Source organism: Bacillus sp. B2-WWTP-C-10-Post-4 (genome assembly GCF_009183805.1).
Classification (GTDB): Bacteria; Bacillota; Bacilli; order Bacillales; family Bacillaceae_G; genus Bacillus_A; species Bacillus_A cereus.
Map to the genome: position 1 here is coordinate 75,237 of NZ_WEII01000007.1, position 15,885 is coordinate 91,121.

A 15,885-nucleotide genomic window follows, 5' to 3' on the forward strand; every position below is an offset into this window, starting at 1 on the left:
AGTACAGTGGAATTGAAAATGGTTAACATGTAAAGAAATAAAAATACGACTCATCCTTATAAGGAATGAGTCGTATTTTTATTATGAGCAATTACGTGGTTAACAGCATCTTTGACGTGATTTACTACATAGTGAGCGTGATTTTTTACTGCATCATCTGCTTGTGACATAGCAAAACTGTGAGGAGTTAAAGAAAACATAGGAATATCATTGTAAGAATCCCCTATACAAGCAATTTCCTCAGGTTTTATTTGAAACTCATTTAATAAAACAGAAATGGCAGAGCCTTTACTAACATTCGGTGGCATTACATCTAAACATTGTTCTGCTGAGATGAAAGTACTAACTTTCCCGTGGAATTTTTCATCAATTTTTTTCTGAAGGAGTTGCAAGCTCTCCTTTGTTCCACCGACAGAAATTTTATTTGGGAAAATTGTATCATCAATCTTCTGTAGTAAGTTTGGTTCTTCAACAGAAGTCATAGTTACTTGTTGTTCAAGTTCTTGAATAAAAGGTGTTTTCTCTTCAATGTAATAATTATGCTCATCACTTACATAACGGAAATAAGGATCTTCATTCGTCATAGCTAACAAATCGGGAAGTATGCTGGAATCAAAAGTTGCAGATAATAGTTGTTTATTTTCATGTGTATATACAAAAACACCATTTACACTAATGCGATGAAAATTTGTATTTACAGCTTTCATTAAGTCTGCAATTTCATTATCAAGTCTTCCGGAAGCGAAGCAAAGAATAACATTTTGTTCGGCAAGGCTGCGTAGTGCCGCAACATCTTGTTCATCAATAAGACCTCCGTGTTGCATCATTGTACCATCGATATCACTTACAAACATTTTAATCATGCTGTTATCTCCTTTCTATGTACAGTTGCTCTTACATTATACGCATCATATATAAACATGTCTAAAAAATGAATTTTTATTAAATGGCAGATGTTTTACATTGACGACAAAGAAGAATATTCTGTAACATGAAAGTAGGCTATTTAAGTACGAGGGTGGTGTTATATGAATAATTATCTAGAAATTAAAAAAGTTTTAAATAATAATGTCATCATTGCTAGCCATCCTGAACACGAGGAAGTAGTAGTGATTGGAAAAGGAATTGGATTTGGGAAAAAAGCGAAAGATGTATTGGAGCAAGAACAAATCGAAAAAATGTTTGTCTTAAAAAATGAACGTGATCGTGAACAATATAAATTATTAGTGCCGCATATTAGTGAAAAATTAATTGAATTGATGAACGATATTATGCTGTACATTCAAGAAAAAGCGAAATCTCCACTAAATGAACATATTCATATTGCGTTAACGGATCATATTTCATTTGCGATTAAAAGGTTAAAACAAGGACTTACAATTGATAACCCTTTTTTAGTTGAAACAAAAATGCTCTATCCAGAGGAATATGCAATTGCGGAAGGTGTTGTACAACTTTTAAATTCTCGTTTGCAAATTACATTGCCAGAAGGAGAAATTGGTTTTATTGCACTTCACATTTACAGTTCGCTTACAAATTCTGATTTATCTTCAGTTAATCAAAACTCCCGTCTCATTGCACAACTTGTATCTTTAATTGAGACAAACTTACAAATTACATTAGACCAAGAGAGCATTCATTATTTACGCCTTATTCGTCATCTTCAATATGCTATTGAGAGGGTGAAAAAAGGAGAAAAAGTAGAAGAATCGCAAAGTTTTGCTGATTTATTAAAGGCGGAGTATCCAGTTTGCTATAACTTGGCTTGGAAGCTAGTTAAGGTCATGCAAAAAGAGTTGCAACTACCTGTATATGAAGCTGAAAGTATTTATTTAACGATGCACTTGCAACGCTTAGTGAAGGCAGAGCATGTGTAAAAAGTCATATATTTTTGTCTAAAATGAAAACGTTAAAAAAAATGATTGAATCGCTTACAATAGTTATGTATAATAACTATTGCAAAGTTATACAAATTTCGACAAACACATTAAGGTGAGTAACGAAAACGTTTGCCTTAATTATAGTGAACTTATACGTAAACCTATTTTTGACACGTGTTACTGATTCGATCAGGCATGAGTGGAGAAAAGTAAGGAATGTAAGCTAGAGAAAGGGATATACTACCCTTTGTATAGCTATCGTTCTATCTTTTTTTCCTCATGTCTTTTTGGCGTTTGTCGGAAGGTATCAATATAGATAAGAGAGGAAGGGTTTCCATGTTTAAGAAGATCTTTGGTGTTCTTCAAAAAGTCGGAAAAGCGTTAATGCTTCCAGTAGCGATTTTACCGGCGGCAGGTATTTTACTTGGATTTGGTAATGCATTTCAAAATCCACAGTTAACAAATGTTATTCCTGCTTTAAAAGCAGATTGGTTCGTAATGGTTGCAAAAATTATGGAACAATCTGGTGATATTATTTTCGCTAACCTTGCATTATTATTCGCAGTTGGGGTAGCAATTGGTTTAGCTGGTGGAGACGGAGTAGCTGGTTTAGCAGCATTCGTCGGCTACTTAATTATGAACAAAACGATGAGTGTGTTCTTAGAAGTAGATAAGCTAGTGAAAGTAACAAGTTCTGGAGCAGACCCAGTAAAAATTGGATTTGCAGATCCAGCGTATGCAAACGTATTAGGTATTCCAACGCTACAAACAGGAGTATTTGGTGGTATTATCGTCGGTATAGTAGCGGCATATTGCTATAATAAATACTTCAACATTGAATTACCATCATACTTAGGTTTCTTTGCAGGTAAGCGCTTCGTACCGATCGCAACTGCAACATTCTCTTTAATAGTAGGTATTATCATGTGCTTCATTTGGCCATACATTCAAGGTGGCTTAAACACGTTCTCACATCAAATGATTGATGCAAATAGAACAATCGCAGCATTTATATTCGGTTTAATTGAACGTTCATTAATTCCATTTGGATTACATCACATTTTCTATTCACCGTTCTGGTTCGAATTCGGTCAGTATACAAATGCAGCTGGCGAATTAATCCGTGGTGACCAAAAAATCTTTATGGCACAGTTAAAAGACGGTGTAGAATTAACAGCAGGTACATTTACAACTGGTAAGTATCCGTTCATGATGTTTGGTCTTCCAGCAGCAGCTTTAGCAATGTACCATGAAGCACGTCCAGAAAATAAAAAATTAGCAGCAGGTATTTTAGGTTCTGCAGCATTAACATCTTTCTTAACAGGTATTACAGAGCCACTTGAATTTTCATTCTTATTCGTAGCGCCAGTATTATTCGGAATTCACGCTGTATTTGCTGGTCTATCATTTATGACAATGCAAATTTTAGGTGTTAAAATTGGTATGACATTCTCTGGTGGTTTAATTGACTTCCTATTATTCGGTGTATTACCAGGCCGTACAGCATGGTGGTGGGTAATTATTGTTGGTCTTGTACTAGCAGTTATTTACTACTTCGGATTCCGCTTTGCAATTCGCAAATGGAATCTAAAAACACCTGGTCGTGAAGTGGCAAATGCAAATGACGGCGCAGGAAAAGCAGAAGCAGGCGAACTTCCTCGTGAAGTATTAGTAGCACTTGGTGGTAAAGAAAACATTGCTTCTTTAGATGCTTGTATTACTCGTTTACGTGTTCAAGTTAACGAACAAAAGAATGTAAACAAAGACCGCTTAAAAGAACTTGGAGCAGCTGGTGTACTTGAAGTTGGAAATAACATTCAAGCTATTTTCGGGCCGAAATCTGACACATTAAAATCACAAATTCATGATATTATGTCAGGGCGTACACCTCATGTTGAAAAAGAAGAACCTGTAAAAGTGGAAGAAACTCCTCAAAAAGTTGATGAAAATGAAACAATTGTATCACCAATCGAAGGAAAAATCTTACCAATTACAGAAGTACCTGACCAAGTATTCTCAGGAAAAATGATGGGAGACGGATTTGCAATTGAACCAACTGAAGGAACAGTAGTTTCTCCAGTGAACGGTGAGATTGTCAATGTATTCCCTACAAAACATGCGATTGGCATTCAATCTGAAGGCGGAAAAGAAATTTTAATCCACTTCGGTATTGATACTGTAAAATTAAATGGTGAAGGTTTTGAAGCGCTTGTAGCACAAGGCGACAAGGTGAAACAAGGCCAACCATTATTAAAAGTAGATCTTGCATTTGTAAAAGAAAATGCACCATCTATCATTACACCAATTGTCTTTACAAACTTACAACAAGGGCAACAAATCGAATTGAAAAAAGATGGAAATGTTAAGAAGGGCGAAACCGCTATTATTGACATTCAGTAGGAATTTGACGCAAAATGTTTATAATTATAATAGGCGATGTGGTTGACCGAACATCGCCTATTATATACAATAGATGGTGTAGTACTCACGTCTATACAACTAAAAAATACTGTAATTTAAAGGAGATAAATTATCATGGAAAAAATCTTTAAAGTAACTAGCGACTCAGGAATTCATGCTCGTCCAGCAACTCTACTTGTAAACACTGCAAGCAAATTCGGTTCTGACATTAACTTAGAGTATAACGGAAAGAACGTTAACTTAAAATCAATCATGGGCGTTATGTCTTTAGGCATTCAACAAAACGCAGAAATTAAAATCACTGCAAATGGTGATGATGCAGCTCAAGCACTAGCAGCTATCGAAGAAACTATGAAAAATGAAGGATTAGGAGAATAATGACTCTTAACATTCAAGGGATCGCTGCATCAAGTGGGATTGCTATTGCAAAGGCTTTCAGACTTGAAAATCCTGAATTTAACATCGAAAAGAAATCAATTACAAACGAAGCTGCAGAAATTGCACGCTTAGACGCTGCGCTTGAGAAAGCAAAAACTGAATTAGAAGCTATTAAGGACCACGCATTTGCTGAACTAGGTGCTGACAAAGCTGCGATCTTTGAAGCACATTTATTAGTGTTAAATGATCCAGAACTAGTAAACCCAGTAAAAGATAAAGTAAATAGCGAAAAAGTAAATGCTGAATTTGCAATGGATGAAGTTGCATCAATGTTTATTTCTATGTTTGAAAACATGGATAACGAATATATGAAAGAACGTGCTGCGGACATTCGTGACGTAACAAAACGCGTTCTTGCACATTTACTAGGAATTAACTTCTCAAATCCTGGTACAATTTCTGAAGAGGTAATCATCATTGCTGAAGATTTAACACCATCTGATACAGCTCAGTTAAACCGTAAGTATGCAAAAGGTTTCACTACTGATATCGGTGGACGTACATCTCACTCTGCAATTATGGCTCGTTCTATGGAAATTCCAGCTGTTGTTGGTACGAAAGTTGTTATGGAGAAAATCCAAAACGGCGATATCGTAATCATTGACGGTTTAGATGGAGAAGTAATTGTAAATCCATCAGAAGAAACTCTTCGTTCGTTTGAAGAAAAGAAAGCGAAATTTGAAGAGCAAAAAGCTGAATGGGCTAAATTAAAAGACCAAGCTACTGTAACAAGTGACGGACATCACGTTGAGCTTGTTGCAAATATCGGAACACCAAATGATGTACAAGGTATTATCGATAATGGCGGAGAAGGCGTTGGCTTATACCGTACAGAATTCTTATACATGGGCCGTGATAATCTTCCAACAGAAGAAGAGCAGTTCGAAGCGTATAAAGCAGTTCTTGAAGGTGTAAAAGAAGGTCAACCAGTCGTTGTTCGTACACTTGACATCGGTGGAGATAAAGAGCTTCCATACTTACATTTACCAAAAGAAATGAACCCATTCTTAGGATACCGTGCAATTCGCTTATGTCTTGATGAGCAAGATGTGTTCCGTACACAACTTCGTGCATTACTTCGTGCTAGCGTATACGGTAACTTAAAAATTATGTTCCCAATGATTGCAACTCTTGATGAGTTCCGTCAAGCGAAAGCGATTTTATTAGAAGAGAAAGCGAAACTTGTAGAAGCGGGTACAACTGTTTCTGATTCTATTGAAGTTGGTATGATGGTTGAAATCCCAGCTTCAGCAGTATTAGCAGATCAATTCGCGAAAGAAGTTGACTTCTTCTCTATCGGAACAAATGATTTAATCCAATACACAATGGCTGCAGACCGTATGAACGAACAAGTATCTTACTTATACCAACCATATAACCCATCTATTTTACGTCTTGTAAAAATGGTTATCGATGCTGCTCATAAAGAAGGCAAATGGGCTGGTATGTGTGGTGAGATGGCGGGCGATTCACTTGCTATCCCATTATTATTAGGATTAGGTTTAGATGAGTTCAGTATGAGTGCAACATCTATTCTTCCTGCAAGAACACAGCTAAGCAAGTTGTCAAAAGCAGAAATGGAAACATTAGCAGAAAAAGCATTAATGATGTCAACTGCTGAAGAAGTTGTTGAACTAGTTAAAAGCATATAAACAATAAAAAAACCTGAGCCGATTTGAAATCGGTCTCAGGTTTTTTCTATGAGAAAAGTAAATCTTATTTGCTTACTATTGAGGATAAGAGACAGAATTAGATAGCGATTGCAACGATATCAGTTGGGCATACACGTAAAATACCAGTAAAAGTATTTCGATTTTGATTGTTCTTATCGTCTTTATTGTTATCTTTGTCGTCTTTGTTATTACGAGCTAAAGCAGAGAAAAGAGCAACACCGTTAGCGAAACCTTCAAAAATTACATTATTGAAAGTGCCATTACCTCTAATGCTTAAAAGAGAAAGTTCTGTTCCAACTGAAATGCTAGCAAGTACGTTACATACAGCTGGTTGTTGTGGTCTAACTACTTCTCTCTCTTTCTCGCGATGTTCACGATGGTCACACTCTCTTTCACGATGATGACAGTCTCTAAAGTTATCACAGCATCCAAATGATCCAAACATAATCCTCATCACCCCCTTCACACTTATAATCTATGTAAGTTCGGTAGTTAGTGACTGGACAGAGAGTGGAATTTTTTCTAGGGGATTTTCTCATTTTAAATGACTAGCTGGGTGTTTAGTATGGAATGATGTTTAAAATAGGGGGAATATAACAAAAAAATGTAAAAACCACCGAAATAAATGAAATGGGTAGCCTTTACACTTTTTTACTTTTATATAAAACGATGATATATACAGGAAGAGCTAGGAGTAGTGGCACAATGGATCGTGCAGTATGTTTTTCTGATTCTAATTGGAATGCTTCTTCTTTTGGAAATTGTAAAATGGAGATGTTTGCGGCATCACCAATAAAATATAGAAGCAGTACAGTTACTATGTAACATAAAAGTGCGATAAAGCTTCCGTATGAACTCAATGAAAATCCCTCTCTTGTTATCTATTTGTTATCATTGTATCACAATTGTAACAAAAATACACGGGTATATTTCAACGCCTTAACAAAATTCGACACGAAACGTCACGTTTATTTATGAGGAGGGAATAGAATATACTTTTCCATAAGTATAAATGTCGAATGATTTGTAGTAATATTACAAAAGTATGACAGGGAATAAAAAAACGAAGGCAACGTAGTTACCTTCGTTTTTTATTATTTTGCCCACTCACTCACTTGCTCTACACTCATGCGAGGTGCAGGGTGGCCTTTTAAAGTTGATTCACCAATTGTAATAAGCATAATTGGAACGTAACGAGATGAAACGTTAAATTCGTCTGTCAGTGCTTGTGGATTGAAGCCACCAATAGCACAAGTATCCCAACCAGTTGCTTTAGCTGCAAGCATAAGTTGCATTGCTGCTAAAGATGCATTTGAAAAGGCAGCATCTCTTGGGAATTGTTCACGAGCATATGCAGATTCAATATTTTTAGCTAAGCGTTCTTTTGCTTCTTCTTTCATAAATCCTTGTTCTACAATTGGACCATATACCGGCTCAACATTTTTATAAGCTTCTAAATCGCCTAAAATAGCGACTACTGCAGAAGCATCAAGAATTTGTTGTTGGTTATAAGCTATTGGGTGTAATCGTTTTTGTACATCTTCACCTTGAAAAACAAGGAATTTCCAGTGTTGTAAGTTCCAAGCGGAAGGTGCTTGTGCTGCGGCTTTTAAAATCTCATGTAATTCTGTAGATGAGATTTCTTTATTTGGGTTGAATGCACGTGTAGATGTGCGTTCATATAGAACATCAAAAAAGTTGTCGTTTGTCATTGTATATCCTCCAAATTGTATATCGAATTATCTTCAAAAAAATAATATACACTACTTACATTTTGTAAGTTATCGAATTTAAGAATATAATATCTTTATTTTAATTGTCAAGTTTTAAAAATTAGCTAGGGCATTCATACAAACGATACAATTCCTACAATCATACACTAAAAAAGGAATTTATAGAGTGAAAAGCGAAGATAACATTCTCAATTAGCTTGTTAATATGTATCTCTCACAAATTAAAGTTTATTGGAGACCAGTCTTTTAAAAAAGTTTGTGAGGAATTCAGTAGAACAAGATATATGAAGTGAGTGAAGACTAGTGATGAACATACTACATTTTTTATTAGAGAATACGGTTTTCCAAAATGTGTTACAAGATCTGCAGTTAAATGTCCTTTATATAGAAAATGGATGTAAGCATCAACAAACGGTAGAAAATATCCATCCCAAATGTATGTTTATAGCAAATAGTTTTGAAGAGGGCGAACTATTATTTCAAAGAACGAAACCACACATTATCATTACGTATGTAACAGATTATTCTCAAATAAAATATATAAAGAATATGTATACTCCGCACAGTACATTCATTGTCATTTGGGATCAACAAATAACAAAAGAATTCACAGATGTACTTGCATTAGGAATACGTAATATTGTAATAGCTCCTGTAACTCCGCAAGCAGTGTTAGAGGAAGTGAATAAGAGTTTGTATCAACTTTCTTTAGTGAGGCAAGTTAGTTTGCAGCAGGAATTGCTTCAAACGATGTTTGATTTTCAAAATGATCTATTATTTATAGTAGAAGATGATGAAATAGTTGATTGTAATACAAATTTTTTAGCTTTTTTCGGATATGAAAATTTGTTTGCCTATCGTGAGCAACATTTAGTATTTGCTGAACATTTTATTAGAGAAAATGGATACTACTCGACGACGCATGATATAACATGGCTAGACGATACTTTATCTAGTGGTAGAAGAATTAAGATGTTAAATTATGAAGGGGCAGTATCTACTTTTCTATTACGTGCGACACCATTGCCAGAAGATTTATCAAGATTTATTGTAAAGTGCACGGAAATTACAGAATTAGATGAAATCTATCAAGAACAAGAAAGACTTGCTATGATAGATTCATTGACAGAGATTTATAATCGTTTAAAGTTTCAACAAATACTAGAGGTAGAATGGGAAAAGGTAATACGTAGTGATGAGAAAATAGCAATCATTTTATTTGATATAGATAATTTTAAAACAGTTAATGACACATATGGTCATGATTTTGGCGATTTAGCATTAATACAACTTGCAGAGCTTATGAAATCTAAAGTGGAGCAGCAACATGTATTTGCAAGATGGGGAGGAGAAGAATTCATTATATTAGTGACAAATACAGTAGAAAAGGAAGCATTTCAAGTTGCGGAGTCATTACGATTCTTTATTGAAACAAAGCAATTTACTGGAATTTCGAAGTTAACAGCTAGCTTTGGAGTTGCGTTATATGAACAAGGAACTACAAGAGAAGAATTAATGCAACGAGCGGACATTGCATTATATGAAGCGAAAAAAAATGGAAAGAATCAAGTATGTGTGTATAGAAAAGAAAAAATGTAATTTTTCGCAACAAATTGTTGCGATTTTTTTTTATTGTTTGATAATAGAATAGGGGGGATAATTTTTAGCGAAGGAATTATGGAGGATCAATATGATAAAAAAAGTAATGGTGGTGGCTTCACTGTCTGCTATAGTTGGCGGCGGAGTATACTATTTTCTTGTTAGCCCCAATATAAAGGAAAACACTGTATTAACAACGAAAGTGAATCCTACTATTGAATCGGAAATACAAGGGAATATAGAAGAAAAAGAAGAGCAACAAATTGATTATGCTAGCATATCTCAAAAATTAGATCAATATTTAGTCGGAAAGCAATTCAATGGAACAGTTTTGGTAACAGATAAAGAGCATGTTATATTGAATAAAGGATATGGGTATGCTGATGTTCAAAATAAAATAGAAAATACGCCTCAAACAAAATATCGTATCGGTTCTATTACGAAAACAGTCGTTGCCACATCTATTTTACAGCTGCAAGAACAAGGGAAATTGAATATTCAAGATAATGTAAATAAATATATTCCTTCATTTCCGGAGAATAAAAATATTACGCTATATCATTTATTAACGCATACCTCTGGTTTACCTGAACATGCGAAAGGAAATGTGAATGCGGCTTCCCGCTTACAATTAATTAATTGGATTGGACGTCAAAATTTAGAATTTCCTGCAGGAACAGGTTGGAGATATACAGATTATAATTATATGGTGCTTGCTTATATAATAGAACATATATCGAAAAAACCTTTAGGAGATTACATAAAAGAAAACATATTTGTAAAAGCAGATATGCATGAATCCGGTATGGGAAATATGGTACCTGGAGATAAAAATTTTACAAAGGGTTATGTGAAAAAAGATAAAGAGCTTGTACCAGCGCAGAAGTTAGGCATGGATTGGCTATATGGTTGTGGTGAGATGTATACGACAGTTGGAGATATGAAGAAGTTAGACGAAGCAATTATAAATGGAAAACTTCTTTCTGAACAAAGTATACAAGCAATGTTTTCACCTTCAGCAGAACGGAAATATGCATTTAGTTTTTATATATATCCAGATTATTTTCATAATCATGGTGTATTATCTGGTTGGAACACTTTCAATAATTTTAATAAAGAAAAAGGAATTTTTGTTATGTTATTTTCAAATGTGAAAAATAGTATGGATGATGACTTTAATAAAGAGTTCCGAAAGATGGTAAATGATTTATTAGAACAAAGGGGATGAGAAAATGGAACATAAAACTGTATCAATAGGTTTCATTGGTATTGGCGTAATGGGAAAAAGTATGGTTTATCACTTAATGCAAGATGGTCATAAAGTATATGTATATAATAGAACGAAAGCAAAAACAGATTCTTTAGTGCAAGCTGGTGCAAATTGGTGTAATACGCCAAAAGAGTTAGTGAAGCAAGTTGATATTGTAATGACAATGGTTGGATATCCACATGATGTAGAAGAAGTGTATTTTGGTATAGAAGGAATTATAGAACATGCAAAAGAAGGTACGATAGCAATTGACTTTACGACATCTACACCTACTTTAGCAAAACGTATTAATGAAGTTGCAAAAAGCAAAAAAATATATACGTTAGATGCACCTGTCTCAGGAGGAGATGTTGGCGCGAAAGAAGCAAAACTCACAATTATGGTAGGTGGAGAGAAAGAAATATATGATAGATGCTTACCTTTACTTGAAAAGTTAGGAACAAACATTCAATTACAAGGACCAGCTGGGAGTGGACAACATACAAAAATGTGCAATCAAATTGCCATTGCTTCCAATATGATTGGAGTATGTGAAGCTGTTGCTTACGCGAAGAAGGCTGGACTGAATCCAGATAAAGTGTTAGAGAGTATTTCAACAGGAGCAGCAGGTAGCTGGTCATTAAGTAATTTAGCTCCTCGAATGTTAAAAGGAGACTTTGAGCCAGGATTTTATGTAAAGCATTTTATGAAAGATATGAAAATTGCTTTAGAGGAAGCAGAAAAATTACAATTACCAGTCCCAGGCTTAAGTTTGGCGAAAGAATTGTATGAAGAGTTAATTAAGGATGGCGAAGAAAATAGTGGAACACAAGTATTATATAAAAAATATATAAGGGGGTAAACGAGGTGGACCTTCAAAAGTTTGATGAGATGATTGATACTGTACAGCGAGCTACTTGTATGCAAATTAATGAAAGACAAAAAGAAGCTTTTAAACAAAAATATGATTTTGAACCAGAATTTGAATATGGAAGAGATGAGAAGGGGCATTATGTAATTCGAACCTCAAAAAAGATGTTAGAAGAAATGGAGTTTTATTTAGCATTGAAATATGATCGTGATGGAGTGGATCTTTATATGCAAGCTGAGATTGACGGCATATTTTATGTATCTATTAGCTATGGTGAAGATGCCCTACATCTACAAGAATTGTTTCAATTTCTAGAAGAAAATAAATAAAAGTCCTCAAATGAGGACTTTTATTTATTTAGTCATCTTTAATTTTTATAATTATAAGTTAGAAGCCCGGCGGCATCGTTCAACCGGGAACGGGATAATTTGTGCGATGTGATTAGGGCCAAATTGTTTTGTACGAGCATGGCGTATTATATAAAAAGCACACAGAATTGAAACAGGAATAGCGCCGAATAAACCAAATAATAAAGCGCTTACACAAGATGCGACAAATCCTAAAACACCAATTTCTAACTCTTCCATAATAGCTCCTAAAATAACAGGAAATGCTCCACATGTAACTCCAAGTATAAGTGCGATAAGTAAGCTCATGATTATCCCCCTCTGTTTGCGATATTATTTTCCTTCTTAGTTAATTGTAGTATATCACATATAAAACAGAATTTTCAGAAAAAATTCAAAAAATGTTCAAAAAATGCACTTGAAAAATCAAGGTGTTAAACTTGTGATGAAATGGTACTTTCAAGTAAATAAAAAATCAGGCTTATTTCAAAATGAAATAAGCCTGTTCCATAGGAGGATGTATATATGTAGAGTGAATAAAAGTTTGGAAAAGGGGGTCCAAGTCCTTTTATTCAACTAACTACCTTAATAGATTGGAACCCAGCCTTCAGTTGTCACAAAAATACGAATAGCTACAACTTGGCGATCATCTTGCAAGGTAAAATAATGTCTTGCATTTTCAGGAACAGATATTAAATCGCCTGGCTCAAGTTCAACATCAAAGAATTTCCCATCTTTACCTTCAATAGCGAAAATGCCATGACCACTGACGATAAAACGAACTTCGTCATCTGTATGATGGTGTTCCTTTTGGAAATTAATTAATAATTCGTCAAGGTTAGGGGTGCTATTTGAAAGTGAAATTACATCATGTGCTTTATAACCACGGCGTGCTGAAACATCAGCGATTTCTTTTGAAAACACAGCTAATATTTCAGCTTTGTTTTCATCTGTTAAAGAATAATTTTCATTTAAATGAGTAGGAAGTTTAGAAATATTCCATTTCTCATATAAAACGCCTTCCTCTTGTAGAAATTTAGATACTTCCACTTCATTTTCAATACGAGTATTTACTTCATGAATACGAATTTGCGCCATTAGAAACGCCTCCTTGAATTGATAATAGTTTTATATGAAATTGGAATAAAAACTCATAAGCTTCTAATCTCTTCTTTGCATCAAAGCTATCTCGACCCCATACGGTAATACCGTGGTTACGGATTAATACTGCACCCGAATCTCCTTGTATATGCTTTCGGAAGTTTTCTCCAAGCGTTGGGATATGGGCATGGTTTTCAATAATAGGAATTTGAATTGTTGCACCTTCTTCCCAAATATCGAGAGCTTTAATAATTTCTTGATTTTGAAGGGTGACTGCATCACTATATAAATTTGTGATGACATTATTATCAGTTGTATGAACATGAAGTACGCACCCGGCATTCGTATTGTTATAAATGTGTGTATGCAATATTGTTTCTGCTGAAGGGCGTAATTCAGTCTCTAAAACGGGAACTCCTACATGATCTACTAATAGAAAATCATCTGGAGTGGTTTTTGTTTTATCTTTACCGCTTGCTGTAATAAGAAAAGTAAGTGGTTCATGGCTAACCTTTATAGAAATATTACCACTTGTTGCTGGAAACCAATTTCGTGTTGTTAACTCTTTTTTTAACTCGCTTAAGTCATACCATTGACGAAAAAGTTGTTTCATGCCTTCACCTCCAACAAAAGTTTTAATTCAGCTTGCACATCTTGAAATGTTTCAAACGGTGTATAAGCAATATGATTTTCTTCACACTTTGTAATAAGAAAATCGCGAGCGAATACTTTATCAGCTTGTTTCGCGGCTTGTAAATCAGTAATAGAATCTCCAATTACAATATGAAAGTCATTTGTATCACTTAATTTACGGATTAATGATGATTTACATAATCCGCAATGATTTTGACAATGATCATCACAAGAATGAGGCCATTTAACTGTAATAAACTCTGCTGAAAAGTCTGTTTCATTACAATAAATTTGCTCTTTTGGAATGATTCCTTGTAAGAGTGGATAGACGAAGAAATCCATTCCACCTGATATCACGTAAAAAGAAATGTTATTTTTCTTTACGAATTGTATAAACTCATGAAAACCACTACGGATTTCAGCAGTTTCTATTAAAAATTGAATAATATCATCGTGCAGATTAGTAGGTATGAATTGAAATAATTGAGAAACACCTTCTTGAATGGATAGTTCTTGTGATAAAATTTTATTCTTTACTTCTTCGGCTTCTGGTGGTGCGAATTTTTCCATAATGGACATAATGTTATCATTATTTGTAATCGTGCCATCGAAATCACAAAATACTTGAATACTCATAATTTCACCTCATAAGAGGGATTTCCCCATATTTGTAGTGCACTATGCAAATTTATGTCGTCTACTTCATGGAGTGGTTTATTTTGCAAAGTAGCATCAATTGCAGTACGGAAAGCTTTACCGCCGCCTTGCGCTCCATTTGGATGTCCGTGTATCCCGCCGCCAGCATTAATAACAACATCTTTACCGAAATCTCGTACAATAAAGGGAACGAAACCAGGATGAATACCAGCAGACGGAACAGAAAAGCTCTTCTTGAAAAATGCATCGTCTTCAGTTAAATATTTTGAGATAGCAAGAGCCTCCTCTTTTTCTAGCGCAACACTTCCGTATGGAGATGGGAATAATGAAAAGTCAGCCCCAGCATAACGTAGTAGCTTTCCAAGTAATAATGGTGATGAAACTCCATATAACTTGGATGCTGAATAAGCACCACTTACAGCAGGATGTGCCATAATAGGAACTGGGATTTCATCATCTTCTGCAAGTGATTGTAGTACATCTAGTCCGTAAGCAAATACGTTAAATAATAGAATATCAGCTCCAGCTTGCACTGCACGTTTAGCATTTTCTTTTAAATCAAAAGTTCGTCCTGTTAAATTTAAGGCATATAACGTTTTATGACCGTATGTTTCGTAGACAGATTGTAAAACTTCTTTTCCAGATACAATGCGTTTCGTAAGTGGTGTTAATGCATTTTCAAATAATATTTCATCATCTTTTACTATATCTACACCACCAATTGCTTGATCGCGTAATTGCGTTTTTAAATACCCAATGTTTCGTCCAATCATTCCTTTAAAAATACTCATTAAAAGGGGACGATCATGCACTTGTAAAAGATTTCGAATACCATCTATCCCGAATTTTGGACCAGGAAAATGTTTTTTTAACTCGTCTGAAAAAGTTAAGTCAATTAGTTTTACTTCGCCATCAAGTGATAGCTTTCCAAATGTAGTCGTTAAAATCGCTGGTAAATCTGGACTGAAGTTTAATAGCGGATATTCGATTTTAATAATTCCGCGTTTTACTTTTTTACGTAAATACGAATTGGTATATTCATGTTCAGCTAATTCCTCAACATGAATGACGTTGCCTTTATGCTGCTTTAATTGTTCTTGCAATAAGTGTGGCAAATGAGTCCAAGAGCCAATTGTTAAACCGAGTGCAATTTGCTCAGCTTTTTTTTCTAAGTTATGTGAATCATCATGGATTAAATACGTCGCTATAATTCCGCTCATTGTTATAACCTCCTAGTTAAATAAAAAAACCTCTCAGCTAAGGAGAGGTTTTTTTACAACCAG

General features: G+C 34.7%; 17 protein-coding genes. 8 read left to right on the plus strand and 9 right to left on the minus strand.

The features are described from left to right. Positions 1-56 precede the first annotated feature (56 nt). Positions 57-863, minus strand: coding sequence for a Cof-type HAD-IIB family hydrolase (locus GBN78_RS06085; RefSeq protein ID WP_000594244.1), 807 nt, complete (start codon positions 861-863; stop codon positions 57-59). 165 nt (positions 864-1,028) lie between these two features. On the opposite strand from GBN78_RS06085, the gene glcT reads away from it, so the two are divergent. From glcT to ptsP, 4 genes are all read left to right on the plus strand, one after another. Further along, positions 1,029-1,877 carry a glucose PTS transporter transcription antiterminator GlcT gene (gene glcT / locus GBN78_RS06090; protein ID WP_001067317.1) on the plus strand — a complete coding sequence of 283 codons (849 nt, stop codon included), beginning with the start codon at positions 1,029-1,031 and terminating at the stop codon, positions 1,875-1,877. Between the two features lie 339 nt (positions 1,878-2,216). Further along, positions 2,217-4,280 (plus strand): PTS glucose transporter subunit IIABC, encoded by a 2,064-nt coding sequence (gene ptsG / locus GBN78_RS06095; protein WP_098939661.1) that lies wholly within the window; start codon positions 2,217-2,219, stop codon positions 4,278-4,280. A gap of 135 nt (positions 4,281-4,415) precedes the next feature. After that, entirely contained in the window at positions 4,416-4,679 is a 264-nt protein-coding gene (gene ptsH, locus GBN78_RS06100; RefSeq protein ID WP_000411080.1) for a phosphocarrier protein HPr, read from the plus strand. After that, positions 4,679-6,391, plus strand: a complete 1,713-nt coding sequence (gene ptsP, locus GBN78_RS06105) for a phosphoenolpyruvate--protein phosphotransferase (RefSeq protein WP_000174207.1) — start codon at positions 4,679-4,681, stop codon at positions 6,389-6,391. The genes ptsH and ptsP overlap by 1 nt, the downstream gene beginning before the upstream one ends. 97 nt (positions 6,392-6,488) lie before the next feature. Here ptsP and GBN78_RS06110 read toward each other — a convergent pair whose 3' ends face one another. The 3 genes from GBN78_RS06110 to GBN78_RS06120 form a co-directional block, all read right to left on the minus strand. Next, positions 6,489-6,857 carry a DUF3915 domain-containing protein gene (locus GBN78_RS06110; protein ID WP_000468038.1) on the minus strand — a complete coding sequence of 123 codons (369 nt, stop codon included), beginning with the start codon at positions 6,855-6,857 and terminating at the stop codon, positions 6,489-6,491. Positions 6,858-7,053: 196 nt separating this feature from the next. Beyond that, a complete protein-coding gene (locus tag GBN78_RS06115; protein ID WP_000100485.1) occupies positions 7,054-7,272 on the minus strand; it encodes a hypothetical protein in 219 nt (72 codons plus the stop codon). A 234-nt stretch (positions 7,273-7,506) separates the two neighbouring features. Beyond that, on the minus strand, positions 7,507-8,124 hold the full coding sequence (locus tag GBN78_RS06120; RefSeq protein WP_000180372.1) for a nitroreductase family protein: 618 nt from the start codon (positions 8,122-8,124) through the stop codon (positions 7,507-7,509). A gap of 327 nt (positions 8,125-8,451) precedes the next feature. Between GBN78_RS06120 and GBN78_RS06125 the strand changes: the two genes are divergently transcribed. The 4 genes from GBN78_RS06125 to GBN78_RS06140 all read left to right on the plus strand — a co-directional run bounded on the left by GBN78_RS06125 (position 8,452) and on the right by GBN78_RS06140 (position 12,193). Further along, positions 8,452-9,744 carry a GGDEF domain-containing protein gene (locus tag GBN78_RS06125; RefSeq protein WP_001023189.1) on the plus strand — a complete coding sequence of 431 codons (1,293 nt, stop codon included), beginning with the start codon at positions 8,452-8,454 and terminating at the stop codon, positions 9,742-9,744. Positions 9,745-9,835: 91 nt separating this feature from the next. Further along, complete coding sequence (locus tag GBN78_RS06130) at positions 9,836-10,972, plus strand: serine hydrolase (RefSeq protein ID WP_044584822.1); 1,137 nt, start codon at positions 9,836-9,838, stop codon at positions 10,970-10,972. Between the two features lie 4 nt (positions 10,973-10,976). Continuing rightward, a complete protein-coding gene (locus GBN78_RS06135; protein WP_044584821.1) occupies positions 10,977-11,855 on the plus strand; it encodes an NAD(P)-dependent oxidoreductase in 879 nt (292 codons plus the stop codon). Positions 11,856-11,860: 5 nt separating this feature from the next. Next, entirely contained in the window at positions 11,861-12,193 is a 333-nt protein-coding gene (locus GBN78_RS06140; protein WP_000365624.1) for a DUF3909 family protein, read from the plus strand. Positions 12,194-12,244: 51 nt separating this feature from the next. Here GBN78_RS06140 and GBN78_RS06145 read toward each other — a convergent pair whose 3' ends face one another. The 5 genes from GBN78_RS06145 to mtnW all read right to left on the minus strand — a co-directional run bounded on the left by GBN78_RS06145 (position 12,245) and on the right by mtnW (position 15,822). Next, positions 12,245-12,520, minus strand: coding sequence for a hypothetical protein (locus tag GBN78_RS06145; RefSeq protein ID WP_000054659.1), 276 nt, complete (start codon positions 12,518-12,520; stop codon positions 12,245-12,247). A 276-nt stretch (positions 12,521-12,796) separates the two neighbouring features. After that, entirely contained in the window at positions 12,797-13,309 is a 513-nt protein-coding gene (locus GBN78_RS06150; RefSeq protein WP_000057317.1) for a 1,2-dihydroxy-3-keto-5-methylthiopentene dioxygenase, read from the minus strand. Then, entirely contained in the window at positions 13,287-13,925 is a 639-nt protein-coding gene (locus GBN78_RS06155) for a methylthioribulose 1-phosphate dehydratase (protein WP_000811347.1), read from the minus strand. The genes GBN78_RS06150 and GBN78_RS06155 overlap by 23 nt, the downstream gene beginning before the upstream one ends. Further along, the gene (locus GBN78_RS06160) at positions 13,922-14,581 is read right to left on the minus strand and encodes a 2-hydroxy-3-keto-5-methylthiopentenyl-1-phosphate phosphatase (protein ID WP_044584820.1); all 660 of its coding nucleotides are present in this window, start codon (positions 14,579-14,581) and stop codon (positions 13,922-13,924) included. The genes GBN78_RS06155 and GBN78_RS06160 overlap by 4 nt, the downstream gene beginning before the upstream one ends. Then, on the minus strand, positions 14,578-15,822 hold the full coding sequence (gene mtnW / locus GBN78_RS06165) for a 2,3-diketo-5-methylthiopentyl-1-phosphate enolase (RefSeq protein ID WP_000014192.1): 1,245 nt from the start codon (positions 15,820-15,822) through the stop codon (positions 14,578-14,580). Before mtnW ends, GBN78_RS06160 begins: the two co-directional genes overlap by 4 nt. Positions 15,823-15,885: the final 63 nt, after the last annotated feature.